Origin of the sequence: Mycobacterium sp. DBP42, from assembly GCF_005924235.1 — a bacterium.
GTDB classification, from domain to species: Bacteria; Actinomycetota; Actinomycetes; order Mycobacteriales; family Mycobacteriaceae; genus Mycobacterium; species Mycobacterium syngnathidarum.
In genome coordinates this window covers 66,799-82,749 of record NZ_VCMY01000008.1, presented here as the reverse complement: position 1 = coordinate 82,749, position 15,951 = coordinate 66,799, and the positions used below count along the sequence as shown (strand labels likewise).

17 protein-coding genes are annotated in these 15,951 nt (G+C 67.0%); 9 read left to right on the top strand and 8 right to left on the bottom strand.

Going from position 1 to position 15,951, the window contains the following annotated elements:
- Positions 1-8 precede the first annotated feature (8 nt).
- The 7 genes from E0T84_RS11295 (at position 9) to E0T84_RS11265 (ending at position 5,991) form a co-directional block, all read left to right on the top strand.
- Entirely contained in the window at positions 9-710 is a 702-nt protein-coding gene (locus E0T84_RS11295; RefSeq protein ID WP_138744491.1) for a phosphoadenylyl-sulfate reductase, read from the top strand.
- Positions 711-717: 7 nt separating this feature from the next.
- The gene (locus E0T84_RS11290; RefSeq protein WP_138744490.1) at positions 718-1,431 is read left to right on the top strand and encodes a sirohydrochlorin chelatase; all 714 of its coding nucleotides are present in this window, start codon (positions 718-720) and stop codon (positions 1,429-1,431) included.
- A gap of 145 nt (positions 1,432-1,576) precedes the next feature.
- Positions 1,577-2,956 carry a rhodanese-like domain-containing protein gene (locus E0T84_RS11285; protein ID WP_075909526.1) on the top strand — a complete coding sequence of 460 codons (1,380 nt, stop codon included), beginning with the start codon at positions 1,577-1,579 and terminating at the stop codon, positions 2,954-2,956.
- Between the two features lie 39 nt (positions 2,957-2,995).
- Complete coding sequence (locus E0T84_RS11280; protein ID WP_138744489.1) at positions 2,996-4,216, top strand: FAD/NAD(P)-binding oxidoreductase; 1,221 nt, start codon at positions 2,996-2,998, stop codon at positions 4,214-4,216.
- Positions 4,216-4,812, top strand: coding sequence for a rhodanese-like domain-containing protein (locus E0T84_RS11275; RefSeq protein ID WP_070189082.1), 597 nt, complete (start codon positions 4,216-4,218; stop codon positions 4,810-4,812). The genes E0T84_RS11280 and E0T84_RS11275 overlap by 1 nt, the downstream gene beginning before the upstream one ends.
- Positions 4,809-5,669 carry a sulfite exporter TauE/SafE family protein gene (locus tag E0T84_RS11270; protein ID WP_138744488.1) on the top strand — a complete coding sequence of 287 codons (861 nt, stop codon included), beginning with the start codon at positions 4,809-4,811 and terminating at the stop codon, positions 5,667-5,669. Before E0T84_RS11275 ends, E0T84_RS11270 begins: the two co-directional genes overlap by 4 nt.
- A gap of 61 nt (positions 5,670-5,730) precedes the next feature.
- Complete coding sequence (locus E0T84_RS11265) at positions 5,731-5,991, top strand: metal-sensitive transcriptional regulator (protein ID WP_036449197.1); 261 nt, start codon at positions 5,731-5,733, stop codon at positions 5,989-5,991.
- 18 nt (positions 5,992-6,009) lie between these two features.
- Here the strand turns inward: E0T84_RS11265 and E0T84_RS11260 are convergent, their stop codons facing one another.
- The 6 genes from E0T84_RS11260 to E0T84_RS11240 form a co-directional block, all read right to left on the bottom strand.
- A complete protein-coding gene (locus E0T84_RS11260; protein WP_070189080.1) occupies positions 6,010-7,059 on the bottom strand; it encodes a sulfate/molybdate ABC transporter ATP-binding protein in 1,050 nt (349 codons plus the stop codon).
- 20 nt (positions 7,060-7,079) lie between these two features.
- The gene (gene cysW, locus E0T84_RS11255) at positions 7,080-7,901 is read right to left on the bottom strand and encodes a sulfate ABC transporter permease subunit CysW (protein ID WP_070189079.1); all 822 of its coding nucleotides are present in this window, start codon (positions 7,899-7,901) and stop codon (positions 7,080-7,082) included.
- On the bottom strand, positions 7,898-8,776 hold the full coding sequence (gene cysT / locus E0T84_RS11250; protein ID WP_070189078.1) for a sulfate ABC transporter permease subunit CysT: 879 nt from the start codon (positions 8,774-8,776) through the stop codon (positions 7,898-7,900). The genes cysW and cysT overlap by 4 nt, the downstream gene beginning before the upstream one ends.
- Positions 8,773-9,816: a sulfate ABC transporter substrate-binding protein gene (locus E0T84_RS11245; RefSeq protein ID WP_070189077.1), complete on the bottom strand. Its 1,044-nt coding sequence runs from the start codon at positions 9,814-9,816 to the stop codon at positions 8,773-8,775. Before E0T84_RS11245 ends, cysT begins: the two co-directional genes overlap by 4 nt.
- 122 nt (positions 9,817-9,938) lie before the next feature.
- Positions 9,939-10,031 (bottom strand): Ms4533A family Cys-rich leader peptide, encoded by a 93-nt coding sequence (locus tag E0T84_RS32700; protein WP_358024091.1) that lies wholly within the window; start codon positions 10,029-10,031, stop codon positions 9,939-9,941.
- A 138-nt stretch (positions 10,032-10,169) separates the two neighbouring features.
- On the bottom strand, positions 10,170-10,373 hold the full coding sequence (locus tag E0T84_RS11240; RefSeq protein ID WP_070189143.1) for a hypothetical protein: 204 nt from the start codon (positions 10,371-10,373) through the stop codon (positions 10,170-10,172).
- A gap of 115 nt (positions 10,374-10,488) precedes the next feature.
- On the opposite strand from E0T84_RS11240, the gene E0T84_RS11235 reads away from it, so the two are divergent.
- Entirely contained in the window at positions 10,489-12,519 is a 2,031-nt protein-coding gene (locus E0T84_RS11235; protein ID WP_070189076.1) for a glycoside hydrolase family 15 protein, read from the top strand.
- Positions 12,520-12,523: 4 nt separating this feature from the next.
- On the opposite strand, the gene E0T84_RS11230 is transcribed toward E0T84_RS11235, so the two are convergent.
- Positions 12,524-13,081: a bifunctional 2-polyprenyl-6-hydroxyphenol methylase/3-demethylubiquinol 3-O-methyltransferase UbiG gene (locus E0T84_RS11230; protein ID WP_070189075.1), complete on the bottom strand. Its 558-nt coding sequence runs from the start codon at positions 13,079-13,081 to the stop codon at positions 12,524-12,526.
- 49 nt (positions 13,082-13,130) lie between these two features.
- Between E0T84_RS11230 and E0T84_RS11225 the strand changes: the two genes are divergently transcribed.
- Positions 13,131-14,045 carry a zinc-binding dehydrogenase gene (locus E0T84_RS11225; RefSeq protein WP_070189074.1) on the top strand — a complete coding sequence of 305 codons (915 nt, stop codon included), beginning with the start codon at positions 13,131-13,133 and terminating at the stop codon, positions 14,043-14,045.
- A gap of 12 nt (positions 14,046-14,057) precedes the next feature.
- Here the strand turns inward: E0T84_RS11225 and lepA are convergent, their stop codons facing one another.
- A complete protein-coding gene (lepA, locus tag E0T84_RS11220) occupies positions 14,058-15,947 on the bottom strand; it encodes a translation elongation factor 4 (protein ID WP_070189073.1) in 1,890 nt (629 codons plus the stop codon).
- Positions 15,948-15,951 lie beyond the last annotated feature (4 nt).

The window sequence follows — 15,951 nt, the reverse complement described above, 5'->3', positions numbered from 1 at the left end:
ATCGCGAGATGAGCACATTGACTGAAGCGGAATTGATCGAGCTCGCCGAGCGCGGTGCGGCCGAGCTGGCCGACGCCGGCGCCGAGGAGCTCCTGCGCTGGACGGACGAGCACTTCGGCGGCAACTACGTCGTGGCCTCCAACATGCAGGATGCCGTCCTGGTCGAGATGGCGGCCAAGGTGCGCCCGGGCGTCGACGTACTGTTCCTCGACACCGGCTACCACTTCGCCGAGACCATCGGCACCCGCGACGCCGTCGAGCAGGTTTACGGCGTGAACGTGGTGAACGTCCGTCCCGAGAACACCGTCGCCCAACAGGATGAGCTGCACGGTGTGGACCTGTTCGCCCGCGATGCCGCGGCCTGCTGCCGGATGCGCAAGGTCGAACCGCTGGGCAAGGCCCTGGCGGGCTACAGCGCATGGGTCACCGGTATCCGCCGGGTGGAGGCACCGACGCGCGCCAATGCCCCGCTGATCAGCTGGGATGCCGCCTTCGGCCTGGTGAAGATCAACCCGATCGCAGCCTGGTCCGACGACGAGATGCAGGGCTACATCGAGGCCAACGACATCCTGGTCAATCCGCTTGTGTACGACGGCTATCCGTCCATCGGGTGCGCCCCGTGCACGACCAAGCCGGCCGAAGGCGCCGATCCGCGCAGCGGCCGGTGGGCCGGCCAGGCCAAGACGGAGTGCGGGCTGCACGCCTCGTGAGGATTCTGTGACGCTCGTTCTCACCGCACACGGCAGCGCGGACCCGCGCTCGTCGGCGAACGCGCATGCCATCGGCGGGCATCTGCGCCGTCTGCTGTCCGACACCGAGGTACGGGTCGCGTTCTGTGAACAGAACGCACCCAACCTCACCGAGGTGCTGCCCGACGTGGAGCCGGGTGCCGTGGTGGTGCCACTGCTGCTGGGCAGCGCCTACCACGCCAGGGTCGACATTCCAGAGTTGATCGCCGACTCCGGCGCCGCGGTCACCCAGGCCGGCGTGCTCGGAGACGACCCCCGCCTGCTGCAGGTGGTCCGGGAGCGACTGACCGCGGTGGGTGTTTCCCGATTCGACGCCGATCTGGGCGTCGTCATGGTGGGGGTGGGCTCGTCGCACCCCGCTGCGAATGCGCGCACCGCCGCGCTGGCCGCGGCACTGGCCGAAGGCACCCGCTGGGCCGGCACACACGTGGCGTTCGCCACAGGGCAGACCCCGTCCCTGCCGGAGGCGGTGGATCGGTTGTACGAACGCGGCGCGCGACGCTTGGTGATCGCGCCCTGGTTCCTGGCGCACGGCCGGATCACCGACCGGGTCGCCGAATTCGCTTGCGCTGCAGGTATTCCGATGGCTGAACCGCTCGGAGCGCATCGCCTGGTGGCAGCCACGGTGCTGGATCGATACGAAGAGGCGCTGGCCGCCCGCAGCGCCGGCTTCGCGGCCTGACCCCGTCTCCCCCAGAAGCAATCTCGCCCCCGGGTACCGCCCGGGGGCGTTTTCATGAGCTTGACTCCTATACCCCAAGGGGTATATTCGAGACTATTGAGATACCCCCCTAGGTATACAGCCCGAACCGACAAGGAGCCGAACAATGAAGTTCATCCAGTACTACCTGGACTGTCTGTCGCACGCGTCGTACCTGATCGGTGACGAGTCATCGGGTCACGCCGTCGTCGTCGACCCCCAGCGCGACGTCTCCGAGTACGTCGCCGACGCCGAGCAACTCGGCATGCAGATCACCCATGTGATCGAAACCCATTTTCACGCCGACTTCCTGTCCGGCCACCTCGAGCTGGCCGAGGCCACCGGCGCCTCGATCGTGTACTCCTCGGTCGCCCAGCCGGAGTTCGACCACCTGGGAGTCGAAGACGGCCAACGCATTTCGCTCGGCGAAGTCGTGCTGGAATTCCGCCACACCCCGGGCCATACCCCGGAATCGATGAGCATCGTGGTCTATGAACACGCCGACGACGAGGTGCCCTACGGCGTCCTGACCGGCGACACCCTGTTCATCGGTGACGTCGGCCGGCCCGATCTGCTGGCCTCGATCGGTTTCACCCGCGACGAGCTGGCCGACAAGCTCTACCACTCGCTGCACGAGAAGCTGCTGCCGCTGCCCGATGCCACCCGGGTCTTCCCCGCCCACGGTGCGGGATCGGCCTGCGGCAAGAATCTGTCCACCGAGCTGTCGTCCACCATGGGCGAGCAGAAGCAGACCAACTACGCCCTGCGGGCACCGGACAAGCAGTCCTTCATCGAACTGGTCACCGCAGGACAGCCGCCGGCCCCTGGCTACTTCGTGTACGACGCGATCCTCAACCGCAAGGACCGCGCTCTGCTGGACGAGGACGCGATGCCGGAGGCACTGGATTACCACCGGGCCACCGATGCCGTCGGCAACGGCGCCATGTTGATCGACGGTCGCAGCCCCGAGGACTTCGCCCTGGGCCATCTGCGCAATGCAATCAACATCGGACTGGCCGGGCGCTACGCCGAATTCGCCGGTTCGGTGGTCAAACCCGACGCCGACATCGTGCTGGTGACCGAACCGGGCGAGGAGCGTGAGGGCAAGAACCGGCTGGCACGCATCGGATTCGACCGCGTGCTGGGCTACCTCGCCGATCCGGAGCGCACGATGTTCGAGCACTCCGACGACGTGACGGTCGCCTCGAGGTTGACGGCCACGGCCTTCGGCGAGCGGGCGGACACGGTGCCGGACCTGCAGATCGTCGACGTGCGCAATCCCGGCGAGACCGAGGCAGGCATGGTCCCGGGCGCCGTGAACATTCCGGTGGGCCAGCTGGCGGACCGGACCGACGAACTGGATCCCACCCGCCCGACCGTGGTCTACTGCGCCGGCGGCTACCGCTCTTCGGTGGCGGCCAGCCTGCTGCGCCAGCGCGGCTTCGCCGATGTCAGTGACATCCTGGGCGGCTACGGCGCCTGGGCTGACAGCACCCACGCCGCCTGAACCGCACACCCTCTAAAGAGACAGGAAAACACAACAAGCATGTCGACCCCAGTCAAGCACGAGGTCCTGATCATCGGCGGCGGCACGGCCGGGATCACCGTGGCAGCCCGGTTGCTGCGCAAGCATTACACCGACGTGGCGATCATCGAGCCGTCCGACAAGCACTACTACCAGCCGCTGTGGACCCTGGTGGGCGGCGGCCAGGCCACCGCCGCCGAAACCGAGCGCGCCGAGGCCTCGGTCATGCCGCGCGGCGCCACCTGGATCAAGAGTGCGGTTACGGCCGTCGACCCGGACGCCAACACGGTTACCTGTGCCGACGGCGCGACCTACGGCTACGACGTGCTCGTGGTGGCACCGGGCATCCAGTTGGACTGGCACCGCATCGAGGGCCTGACCGACACCCTGGGCAAGGACGGTGTGTCGTCGAACTACCGCTTCGATCTCGCCCCGCGCACATGGGAATTCATCCGCGACACCCGGTCGGGCACCGCCGTGTTCACCATGCCGTCGGGGCCTATCAAATGCGCCGGGGCACCCCAGAAAATCGCCTACCTGGCCTGCGATCACTGGCGACGTCAGGGCGTGCTCGACAATATCGACGTACACCTGGTGGTCCCGACCCCGCGCATCTTCGGCATCCCGGCCATCGCCGACAACTTGGACAAGGTCATCGCTGACTACGGCATCACGTTGCACGCCGGAAGTGAAGTGCGGGCCGTCGATTCGGCGTCCCGCAAGGTGACGGTGACCAGTGTCGGCAATGACGGCGCAGGTACCGACTCCACGCTCCCCTACGACGTGCTGCACGCGGTCCCGCACCAATCGGCCCCGGACTGGATCAAGGCCAGCCCGCTGTCGACAAGCCATGTCGGTGGAGACGCCAACGGATACGTCGACATCGACAAGCACACCATGCAACACGTGCGCTACCCGAACGTGTTCGGCCTCGGCGATGCCGGATCTTCCCCGAACTCGAAAACCGGTGCGGCCATTCGCAAACAAGCGCCCGTAGTGGTCGAGAACATCGGCGCGCTACTCAGCGGGCGCCCGCTCACCGGATCCTACGACGGCTACGCGTCCTGCCCCATCGTGACCTCCTCACACGACATGCTGCTGGCCGAGTTCGACTACGACTTCGCCCTCAAACCCTCCTTCCCCCTCCTCGATCCGGTCAAGCCGCACCGGCCTTACTGGTACCTGAAGAAGTACGGACTGCCCGCCATGTACTGGAACCTCATGTTGAAAGGTCTCGCCTGATGTCCTCCTCGCCGATCATCGACGCCGTCGAGCTCAACCAGCTCAAGCAAGCCGGCACCGGCCCGCGGCTCATCGATGTCCGCACGCCCGGTGAATTCGAAACCGCCCATATTCCAGGCGCTTACAACGTGCCACTGGATCTGCTACGGGAACACCGTGACGAGATCGCCCAGCACCTCGACGAGGATGTCGTGCTGGTCTGCCGGTCGGGGCAGCGGGCCACCACCGCCGGCCAGACCTTGCGTGAGGCCGGCCTGCCGAACGTCTCGATCCTCGACGGCGGCATGACGGCCTGGCAGGACAAGGGATTCGCGGTGCGCCGCGGCCCGCAGCGCTGGGACCTCGAGCGGCAGGTGCGCCTGGTCGCGGGGTCGATCGTGCTGAGCAGCGTCCTGGGCAGCATCGCCTCCCCCAAGCTCAAGTGGGTCGCCGCGGGGATCGGGGCCGGGTTGACCACCGCGGCGCTGACCAACACCTGCGCGATGGGCATGATGCTGGCCAAGCTGCCGTACAACCGCGGCGCGTCCTGTGATGCGCAGAGCGTCGTCGAGCAGCTGATCGGCTCCAAGCAGTCACTTTCCGGCGCGTTGGCATGATCGCCGTCGCTGTCGCGCTTGCCGTCCTGGTCGGGGTGTCACTCGGACTCCTCGGCGGGGGCGGCTCGATCCTGACCGTTCCGCTGCTGGCCTATGTGGCCGGCATGGAAGCCAAGCAGGCGATCGCCACGTCGCTCGTGGTGGTCGGGGTCACCAGCGCGGTCAGCACCCTCTCCCATGCCCGTGCCGGCCACGTGCAGTGGCGCAGCGGCCTGCTGTTCGGGGCGGCCGGCATGGTCGGGGCATACCTGGGCGGCCTGCTGAGCTACGTCGTCGCCGGATCGGTACTGCTGATCGCCTTCACCGTGGTGATGACTGCCACCGGTATCGCAATGATCAAGGGCCGCAACGCATGCACACCGACCGCGCGGACGATGCCGATCGCCAAGGTTCTGCTGATGGGGCTCGGGGTCGGTGTGGTGACGGGCGCCGTCGGCGCCGGCGGCGGCTTCCTCGTGGTGCCCGCGCTGGCGCTGCTGGGCGGCCTGCCCATGCCCGTCGCGGTGGGCACCTCGCTGCTGGTGATCACGATGAACTCGGCCGCGGGCCTGGCCGGACACCTGAGTACCGTGCCGATCGACTGGACCATCGCCGGAGCGGTTACCGCCGCGGCGGTGTTGGGCAGCCTGCTGGGCACCCGGCTGGCCGCGCACGTCGATCCCGACGTCGTGCGCCGGGGCTTCGGCTGGTTCGTGTTGGTCATGGCCTCGGTCATTCTCGGCCAGGAGCTGCACCCCGTCGTCGGGCTCACCGCCGCGGGCCTGACCGGGCTGGGCGGTCTCGGCAGTCTCAGCTGCGCGCGGCTCGGATGGTGTCCGCTGCGGTGGCTTTTCGGCCCACCGACGGCGACAACCTGACCACCCCATACCCCCGCGGGTATAGTAGAAACCACGAAGCCCAACATGAAAGGGGCACACCATGATCTGCGACGAGGAATCGATCTCCGCAATCCTCAACAGGTTGCGGCGCGCGCAGGGGCAGCTCTCCGGCGTCATCACCATGATCGAGCAGGGTCGTGACTGCAAGGATGTCGTCACCCAGCTCGCCGCGGTGTCGCGAGCCCTGGACCGTGCCGGATTCAAGATCGTCGCCACCGGTCTGCGTGAATGCATCACCGGCGAGAGCGACGAACCCATGGACGTCGCCGAGTTGGAGAAGTTGTTCCTGACCCTGGCCTGACCGCGCGCCGTGACCGTCTCAGCCGGCGGTCACCGCCTCGTCCTCGTCGCTCGCCGGAACCTGCACTCCCCCGGCGATCTGCGGAACACGCGTCGCCCGCACATAGACGGTGTCACCCTCGCGCAGCGCCAGCGCCTCGGCATCACCCCGGGTGATCTGCGCGGTGAACGGCACATGGGTTGCGGCACTGGTCAGCTCCACCCGCACCTCGAAGCCCAGCATCACGATCCGGTCGATGGTGGCCCGCAACACCCCGGTGGCCTCCGCGGTGCCGTCGCCTGCGGCGATGGCCAGTTCCGGGGTGCGGCCGACACGAATGTCATGGGGGCGCACCAAGATTCCGTTCAGCTCCGACACCGCACCCAGGAACGACATCACAAACGCGTTCGCCGGCTCGTCGTACACTTCGGTCGGCGAGCCGATCTGTTCGATACGGCCCTTGTTGAGCACCGCGATCCGATCCGCCACGTCCAGCGCCTCGGCCTGATCGTGCGTCACCAACACCGTGGTGACATGCACCTCGTCGTGCAGGCGACGCAACCAGCTACGCAGGTCGTCGCGCACCTTGGCATCCAGCGCCCCAAACGGCTCGTCGAGCAGCAGCACCTGCGGATCCACCGCCAAAGCCCGCGCCAGCGCCATCCGCTGGCGCTGTCCGCCGGAAAGCTGGTTGGGATAGCGGGTCTGAAAGCCGGCCAGCCCCACCACTTCCAGAAGATTGTCGACCTTCTCCTTGACCTCGGCCTTCGGACGCTTGCGAATCTTGAGGCCGAAGGCGACGTTGTCGCGGACATTCAGGTGTTTGAAGGCCGCATAGTGCTGGAACACGAACCCGATCCCCCGGCGCTGCGGTGGCACCCCGGTGACGTCGCGCCCGTTGATGGTGACGGTTCCGGTATCGGGCTGATCCAGGCCCGCGATGGCACGCAGCAGCGTGGACTTGCCCGAGCCACTGGGACCCAGCAGCGCGGTCAACGAACCTGAGGGCACCTCGAAGTCGATGTTGTCGAGCGCCGCGAATTCGCCGTAATGCTTGTTGGCGCCCCGAACCACGATCGCTTGGGTCATGCTCTTGTCTCCTTATGGGCCTACTGCGCGGCCTTGGTTCGGCGCCGGTCGAGGATCACCTGGACAACCAGCACCACCACGGCAACCGCCATGAGCAATGTCGAGAGGGCATACGCCCCGTACACCGATTCGTCGGTGCCGCGGTTGTAGCGGTCGGCCACCAGCAGCGTGAGCGTCTGGGAGATGCCGGGAAGATTCGAGGACACCATGATCACCGCACCGAACTCACCGAGCGTGCGGGCGATGGTCAGCACGATTCCGTAGGTCAGGCCCCACCGGATCGACGGCAGCGTGATCCGCCAGAACGTCTGCCACCAGGTCGATCCCAGGGTGGCGGCGGCCTCTTCCTGGTCGGTGCCGATCTCGTGCAGCACCGGCTCGACCTCACGGATGACGAATGGGACAGTCACGAAGATGCTGGCGAGCACGATGCCGGGGAACCCGAAGATGATCTTGAAGCCGAGGTTGTTCTCGACAAATCCGAGCAACCCGGCCGAACCCCACAGCAGGATCAGTGCGACACCCACAACCACCGGCGACACCGCGAACGGCAGATCGATGATTGCCTGCAGGGCACTCTTGCCGCGGAACCGGTTGCGCGCCAGCACCAAGGCCGTGGGAACGCCGAACAACACGTTCAGCGGCACCACGATCGCCACGACCAACAGCGAGAGGTTCAGCGCCGAGATGGCCGCGGGCGTGCCCACCGATGCGAAGAACGCGCCGATCCCCGGGCTGAACGTGCGCAGGAGGATCAACCCGACCGGGACCACCACCAGCACCGCCACATAGGCCAGCGCCAGAAAGCGCAACAGGTACCGCGCCGACGGTGAGAGCGTCATGCCGAAAGCTCCTCCCGCTTGGCCGCCCGCGAACCCACTGCGCGCAGCACCAACAACACCGCGAACGAGATCAGCAGCAGCACAACGGAGATCGCGGCAGCACCGGTAGGGTCGTCATTCTCGATCAGAGTCCGGATCCACTGCGAAGACACCTCGGTCTCGCCCGGTATCGCACCACCGATCAGCACCACCGAGCCGAACTCACCGATGGCACGGGAGAACGCGAGGCCCGCTCCCGACAGCAGCGACGGAAGCAAGGCCGGCAGGATCACCTTCAAGAAGATCACCCGGTTGTTGGCGCCCAGCGAGGCGGCCGCCTCCTCGGTCTCCCGGTCGAGCTCGAGCAGCACTGGCTGCACCGAGCGCACCACGAACGGCAGTGTGACGAACAGCAGCGCGACGCCGACGCCCCACTTGGTGTGCTGCAGGTGCAACCCGACCGGACTGGCCGGACCGTACAGCGCCAGCATCACCAGGCTCGCCACGATCGTCGGCAGGGCGAAGGGCAGGTCGATCACCGAGTCGACCAACCGCTTGCCGGGGAAGTCGTCACGGATCAGCACCCAGGCCACGATCAGACCGAAAACAAGGTTCACCACCGTGACTCCGGCCGAGATGGTCAGCGTCACCCGGAACGATTCGACGGCCGCGTTGGAGGTGACAGCCGACCAGAAGGCGTTCCACCCACCGCCGGCGGCCTGCCACAGGATCGCCGCCAAGGGCAGCAGGACGATGAGGCTCAACCAGATCGAGGCCGCACCCACGCGCAGCGAGGTGCTTCCGTAACGGCCGGGCCGCGCGCCGAGGGTGGGATCCGCCGGCGCGGGCACACCCGAATCGGGCTGGGCCGCGTCGTTCTGGGCTGCAGATGTCATCCAGTTGCCTGCTTGTAGATCTTGGTGATCGAGCCGTTGTCCTTGTCGAACAACGCCGGGTCGACCTCGTCCCATCCGCCGAGGTCAGCGATCGTCCACAGCTTCTCCGGAGTCGGGAAGTCCTTGACGAAGTCCGCCGCCACCGCGGGGTTGACCGGACGGAATCCGGCCTCGGCCCACAGCTTCTGTCCCTCGGCGGTGAGCAGGAAGTTCGCCAGGGCCTTGGCCTTGTCGGCGTGCGCGCTGGTCTTGACGACGGCGACGGAGTTCTCGATCTTGAAGGTCTGCGGCGGGTTGACATGCTCGATGTCCTTGCCCTGCCGCTCGACGTAGATCGCCTCGTTCTCATAGCTGATCAGGACGTCGCCGGTGCCCTGCAGGAACACGTCGGTGGCCTCGCGCCCCGAACTCGGGCGGGTCTTGACGTGCTCGGTCACCAGCTTGTCGACGAACTCGAGACCGGCAGCAGAATCCTTGCCGCCGTTGCTTTTTACCGCGTAGGGCGCCAGCAGGTTCCACTTGGCCGAACCCGAACTCAGCGGACTCGGAGTGACCACCTCGAGCCCGGGCTGCAGCAGGTCATCCCAATCTTTGATGCCCTTGGGGTTGCCCTTGCGCACCACCAAGGACACCACAGAACCGAACGGGGTGCCCTTGGTGTTGCCCGCGTTCCAGTCATCGGGCACCTTGTCGGCCTTCACCAGACGGGCGATGTCGGGCTCGACCGAGAAGTTGACGATGTCGGCGGGCTTGCCATCGGCCACGGCCCGGGACTGGTCGCCCGAGGCCCCGTACGACGTCCGCACCGCAACGCCCTTGCCTTCCTCGGTGGCGGCAAACGCCGGGATGATCTTGCTCCAGCCCGGCTCCGGCACTGCGTAGGCGACGAGCGTCAGCGTGGTGTCGGCGTTCGCGGCACCCTGATCGCCACCGACGACATCACTGGCACCGCCGGCGCAGCCGACCGCAAGGACGGCAGTGGCGGCCAGGACGGTGGCAGTACGCCAGAACTTGCTGATCTTGGATTTGTGAACGGGCACTGATGACCTTTCTTACGGGCAGCCGACATTGCGAGGTCCGTCAGTCGGAAAGGCGAGAGAGGCACGCGACGAGCATCCGGGCACAGAACCGCCACCGACACCAATCCGCGGACGGAGTGGAGTCAGCGACAACAGGCGACGTCAGCAACAGCGCACGAACCCACGGCAATGAGAGCCAAGACATGGCTCTCAGTCTTGCCGGACGCTGAATACATGGCGCGAAGAATAACAGAATTGCGGCATCGCGCCCGTCGAGCGCTCGGCGGCTGGCTAGCGGGTCAGCAACCACATCACGATGACCAGCACAACCAGCAGAATCAAGATCAACGTGACACGTGAGCGCGGCATCGGGTTCACTCTGATTCCGCCTCGTCAGCCGGGGCGTGGCGCAGCCGGCGCAGCCCGGCGCTTCCCCGGCCCAGCGCACCGTCGAGGACGACAGCGCTGCCATAGGCCAGGGCCAGCACCACGGGCATCACCACAGCGGTCTGCACGACGAACGGCAGCCCGGTCAGCCACAATTCGACGCCGTCCCACCAGTTCAGGATTGCCGCCATGGGGCAAGCGTAGGCGATCGCCCGGTTCATCCGTTCTCGGTCCCGCCCCACCCGTTACGTTCGACACGTGTGTCTCGGGTAGACGACACCTCTGTCCGCAGATGATGATGTGCGGATGGTCCTGCAACACACCGAGCCCACGGATGTCGTCGCGGCACTCGACAAGACGCCTGCCACTGCCAAGGCGCCCCAGGCGCCGTTGACGGTCACCGCCCCGGTGCCGTACTCCTCGGGCGGGGGCCTACGGAACCCGTTCCCACCGATCGCCGACTACGGCTTCCTGTCCGACTGCGAGAACACCTGCCTGATCTCCTCGGCCGGCTCGGTGGAGTGGCTGTGCGTCCCCAGGCCGGACTCCCCCAGCGTGTTCGGAGCGATCCTGGACCGCAGCGCCGGCCACTTCCGCCTCGGCCCCTACGGCGTGACCGTTCCGGCCGCGCGCCGCTACCTGCCGGGCAGCCTGATCCTGGAAACCACCTGGCAAACCCACACCGGCTGGCTGATCGTGCGCGACGCGCTGGTGATGGGCCCGTGGCACGACATCGACACCCGCTCCCGCACCCATCGGCGCACCCCGATGGACTGGGATGCCGAGCACATCCTGCTGCGCACCGTGCGGTGCGTCAGCGGGACTGTCGAACTGGTGATGAACTGCGAGCCCGCGTTCGACTACCACCGGGTCAGCGCGTCTTGGGAGTACTCGGGTCCGGCATATGGCGAAGCCATCGCCCGCGCCAGCCGCAACCCGGACTCCCACCCCACCCTGCGGCTCACCACCAACCTGCGCATCGGCATCGAGGGCCGCGAGGCCCGCGCCCGTACCAGGCTGACCGAAGGCGACAACGTGTTCGTCGCGCTGAGCTGGTCCAAGCACCCGGCCCCGCAGACCTACGACGAGGCCGCCGAGAAGATGTGGAAGACCAGCGAGTCGTGGCGGCAGTGGATCAACATCGGCGACTTCCCTGACCACCCGTGGCGGTCGTACCTGCAGCGCAGCGCGCTGACGCTCAAGGGGCTGACCTACTCGCCGACCGGAGCCCTGCTGGCCGCGCCGACCACGTCGCTGCCGGAAACCCCGCACGGCGAACGAAACTGGGACTACCGCTATTCGTGGATACGCGACTCCACCTTCGCGCTGTGGGGTTTGTACACGCTCGGCCTGGACCGGGAGGCCGACGATTTCTTCTCGTTCATCGCCGACGTCTCCGGCGCGAACAACGGCGAGCGGCACCCGCTGCAGGTGATGTACGGGGTCGGAGGCGAACGCAGCCTGGTCGAGGAAGAGCTGCCCCACCTGTCGGGTTACGACAACGCCCGGCCCGTGCGCATCGGCAATGGCGCCTACAACCAGATGCAGCACGACATCTGGGGCACCATGCTCGATTCGGTGTACCTGCACGCCAAGTCGCGCGAGCAGATTCCCGAGGCATTGTGGCCCGTGCTGAAGAACCAGGTCGAGGAAGCCATCAAGCACTGGAAGGAGCCCGACCGGGGCATCTGGGAGGTACGTGGCGAACCGCAGCACTTCACCTCAAGCAAGATCATGTGCTGGGTGGCGCTGGACCGCGGTTCGAAGCTGGCCGAACTGCAGGGAGAGAAGAGCTACGCCCAGCAGTGGCGAGCGACCGCCGAAGAGATCAAGGCCGACGTGCTGGCCCGGGGCGTGGACTCCCGTGGCGTTCTCACCCAGCGTTACAACGACGATGCGCTGGACGCCTCGCTGCTGCTGGCGGTGCTGACCCGGTTCCTGCCCTCGGACGATCCACGGGTCCGGGCCACGGTGCTGGCCATCGCCGACGAACTCACCGAGGACGGCCTGGTGCTGCGCTACCGCGTCGAGGAGACCGACGACGGCCTGTCCGGTGAAGAGGGCACCTTCACGATCTGTTCGTTCTGGCTGGTGTCGGCGCTCGTCGAGATCGGCGAGGTGAGCCGGGCCAAGCATCTGTTGGAGCGGTTGTTGTCGTTCGCCAGCCCGCTGCATCTGTACGCCGAGGAGATCGAGCCACGCACGGGTCGTCACCTGGGCAACTTCCCGCAGGCGTTCACGCACCTGGCGCTGATCAACGCCGTGGTGCACGTGATCCGGGCCGAGGAGGAGTCCGACAGTTCCGGGGTGTTCCAGCCCGCCAACGCGCCGATGTAGCCGGTCAACGCTGTGCGCCGGCGGGCGCCCGGGCCACCAACCAGGCCTGACCGTCGCCCTCCGACGCGGCGAGGATCTCAAGGCCGGCGAAGGCCGCCTCGAGCTCTCCCGCGGCGGCCCGGAACCGGCCCGGCTGGGCACCGACTTCGCTCAGCACACAGATGGCCAGCAGGCCGCCGGGCCGCAGGCGGGCCGCCAACGCCGGGTAGAGGCCGGGATCACGGAAGCGATGGCACAGCACCACATCAACCGCTGGGCCCTCCGGCAGGCCCTCGTCGAGATCGGCGGCATCGAAGCGGCAGCGCGCTGCCACCCCCTGACGCACGGCTGAATGTCTCGCCTGGTTGATCGCCACAGCGGACACGTCGAGACCCCACACGTGTAGCCCGCGCCGAGCCAACCACATCGCGGCCCGGCCGGTTCCACACGCGATGTCGAGCGCTGAGCCGGACCGCGGAAACCGGTCCGCGTGGTCGCTGAACACCTCGGGCAGGGCTGCTGTTTCGTCTGGCCCCGAGTCGGTGTAGGCCGCGTCCCAGCGGATGCGGTCCTTCTCGCTCACGCGGGCCAGCCTATGGAATAGCTGCGCACAATTCGGGGTTAGCCCGTTCATGCGAGCCCTCGTCTACGACCCGCACGCGCCCGCCAACCTCCGTTTCGACGAAGTGGCCGAGCCTTCGGCAACCGAATCTCAGGCCCTCATCGACGTCCACGCGATCGCATTGAATTTCGGGGAACTGCACTTCATCGATCAGATGCGCCGCCCCGGCGAAATTCCCGGTTGGGACAGTGCCGGCGTCGTCACCCGGGCTGCGGCCGACGGCTCCGGACCGCCAGTGGGTGCCAGAGTGGTCGGATTCAGTGGTGAGGCCGGCTGGGCTGAACGGCGCGTGGTGTCCACCGACAATCTGGCGGAGTTGCCCGAGTTCGTCGAGTTCGACGAAGCGGCCGCACTGCCCGTTGCCGGGGTGACCGCGCTGCAGGCACTGCGCGCCCTCGGCCCGGTCGTCGGGCGCCGGGTACTGATCACCGGCGCGTCCGGCGGTGTCGGCCGGTTCGCCGTGCAGCTCGCGGCGCGGGCCGGCGCCCACGTGGTGGCCGCCGTCGGCAGCGCCCGGCGCGGTGAAGGCCTGGCGGAACTGGGCGCAGCCGAAGTGGTGGTCGGCCTCGACGCGGTGTCCGAGCCGGTATACGGCGTGCTCGACAATGTCGGCGGGAAGCTTCTGGCCCAGGCCTTCAGCCTGGTGTCCGACGGCGGCTCGGTGCAGTCCATCGGCATGGCCTCCAACGAGCCGACGACGATCAACTTCGAGCAGGAACGGCGCACCGGAATCCGAAAACGGTTGGAGCCGTTCACCGTCCGAGCACCGTTCCAGGACGATCTGCACTACCTGCTGACCCTGTTGGCCGACGGCGAACTGGACCCGCAGATCGGCCTGCGGGATTCGTGGGAGCACACCCCCGAGGCCGCGCGGGCGTTGTTGGGCCGCGAGGTCGCGGGCAAAGCGGTGCTACAGGTCGTCTAGCGCGGCGGACTTTTACTTCTTGGGCTTGTCCGCTGCCGCGTCGGTGGACAGCGCCGCGACGAACGCTTCCTGGGGCACATCCACGCGACCGATGGTCTTCATGCGCTTCTTGCCCTCTTTCTGCTTCTCCAGCAGCTTGCGTTTACGGGTGATGTCACCGCCGTAGCACTTGGACAGCACGTCCTTACGGATCGCCCGGATGTTCTCGCGGGCAATGATTTTCGACCCGATCGCGGCCTGCACCGGCACCTCGAACTGCTGGCGCGGGATGAGCTCCTTGAGTTTCGTGGTCATCTTGTTGCCGTAGGCCGATGCCGAATCCTTGTGGACGATGGCGCTGAACGCGTCCACGGCCTCACCCTGCAGCAGGATGTCGACCTTGACCAGGTCGGCCTGCTGCTCGCCGGCCTCCTCGTAATCCAGGCTGGCGTAGCCACGGGTGCGTGATTTCAGCGAGTCGAAGAAGTCGAAGATGATCTCGCCCAACGGCATGGTGTAGCGCAGCTCGACCCGCTCGGGCGAGAGGTAGTCCATGCCGCCGAGCTCACCGCGCCGTGACTGGCACAGCTCCATGATGGTGCCGATGAACTCGCTGGGCGCAATCACCGTGGTCTTGACCACCGGCTCGTAGACCTCGCGGACCTTGCCCTCGGGCCAGTCCGAAGGGTTGGTCACCGTGATCTCGGTGCCGTCGTCTTTGATCACCCGGTAGACGACGTTCGGTGAGGTGGAGATGAGGTCGAGATTGAACTCGCGCTCCAACCGCTCACGGGTGATCTCCATGTGCAGCAGGCCGAGGAAGCCGCAGCGGAACCCGAATCCCAGCGCCACCGACGTCTCGGGCTCGTAGGTCAGCGCCGCATCGTTGAGCTGCAACTTGTCCAGGGCATCACGCAGATCCGGGTAGTCCGATCCGTCCACCGGATAGAGGCCCGAGTAGACCATCGGCTTGGGTTCGCGGTAACCGGTCAGCGCCTCCGTCGCGCCCTTGCGCGCGGTGGTCACGGTGTCGCCGACCTTGGACTGCCGGACGTCCTTCACCCCGGTGATGAGGTAGCCCACCTCGCCGACGCCCAGGCCCGCACTGGCCTTCGGCTCGGGCGAGACGATGCCGACCTCGAGCAGCTCGTGGGTGGCCCCGGTGGACATCATCGCGATGCGTTCGCGCGGGGTGATCTTGCCGTCCACGACGCGCACATAGGTGACCACACCGCGGTAGATGTCGTAGACCGAATCGAAGATCATGGCCCGCGCGGGAGCGTCGGCGTCGCCGGTGGGCGCCGGCACCTGCCGCACCACCTCGTCGAGCAGCTCGGCAACGCCCACGCCGGTCTTGCCGGATACGCGCAGCACGTCGGACGGCTCGCAGCCGATGATGTGCGCAAGCTCACCGGCGTAACGTTCCGGGTCCGCGGCGGGCAGGTCGATCTTGTTGAGCACCGGGATGATCGTGAGGTCCCGGTCGAGGGCCAGGTACAGGTTCGCCAGCGTCTGCGCCTCGATGCCCTGCGCGGCATCGACCAACAGCACCGCACCCTCGCAGGCCTCCAGAGCACGCGACACCTCGTAGGTGAAGTCGACGTGGCCGGGGGTGTCGATCAGGTGAAGGACATAGTTCTCTTCGGAGCCGTCATCACCGGTGACTTTCCAAGGCAGCCGCACGTTCTGCGCCTTGATGGTGATGCCGCGCTCACGCTCGATGTCCATCCGGTCCAGGTATTGGGCGCGCATCGACCGGTCGTCGACCACCCCGGTGAGCTGCAGCATCCGGTCCGCCAGCGTCGACTTGCCGTGGTCGATGTGGGCGATGATGCAGAAGTTCCTGATCTGCGCCGGCGCAGTGAACGTCTTGTCGGCGAAGCTGCTGATGGGAATCTCCTGGTGAGCGTGGGTGTCCAGCACGTCG

Excerpts from the sequence above, each read along its gene's own strand:
- E0T84_RS11225 (WP_070189074.1), top strand. The coding sequence starts at position 13,131 with ATGCGAGCCCTCGTCTACGACCCGCACGCGCCCGCCAACCTCCGTTTC.
- E0T84_RS11275 (WP_070189082.1), top strand. The coding sequence starts at position 4,216 with ATGTCCTCCTCGCCGATCATCGACGCCGTCGAGCTCAACCAGCTCAAG.
- cysT (WP_070189078.1), bottom strand. The coding sequence starts at position 8,776 with ATGACATCTGCAGCCCAGAACGACGCGGCCCAGCCCGATTCGGGTGTG.
- E0T84_RS11260 (WP_070189080.1), bottom strand. The coding sequence starts at position 7,059 with ATGACCCAAGCGATCGTGGTTCGGGGCGCCAACAAGCATTACGGCGAA.
- cysW (WP_070189079.1), bottom strand. The coding sequence starts at position 7,901 with ATGACGCTCTCACCGTCGGCGCGGTACCTGTTGCGCTTTCTGGCGCTG.
- E0T84_RS32700 (WP_358024091.1), bottom strand. The coding sequence starts at position 10,031 with ATGTATTCAGCGTCCGGCAAGACTGAGAGCCATGTCTTGGCTCTCATT.
- E0T84_RS11295 (WP_138744491.1), top strand. The coding sequence starts at position 9 with ATGAGCACATTGACTGAAGCGGAATTGATCGAGCTCGCCGAGCGCGGT.
- E0T84_RS11240 (WP_070189143.1), bottom strand. The coding sequence starts at position 10,373 with ATGGCGGCAATCCTGAACTGGTGGGACGGCGTCGAATTGTGGCTGACC.
- E0T84_RS11280 (WP_138744489.1), top strand. The coding sequence starts at position 2,996 with ATGTCGACCCCAGTCAAGCACGAGGTCCTGATCATCGGCGGCGGCACG.
- E0T84_RS11235 (WP_070189076.1), top strand. The coding sequence starts at position 10,489 with ATGGTCCTGCAACACACCGAGCCCACGGATGTCGTCGCGGCACTCGAC.
- E0T84_RS11270 (WP_138744488.1), top strand. The coding sequence starts at position 4,809 with ATGATCGCCGTCGCTGTCGCGCTTGCCGTCCTGGTCGGGGTGTCACTC.
- E0T84_RS11285 (WP_075909526.1), top strand. The coding sequence starts at position 1,577 with ATGAAGTTCATCCAGTACTACCTGGACTGTCTGTCGCACGCGTCGTAC.
- E0T84_RS11265 (WP_036449197.1), top strand. The coding sequence starts at position 5,731 with ATGATCTGCGACGAGGAATCGATCTCCGCAATCCTCAACAGGTTGCGG.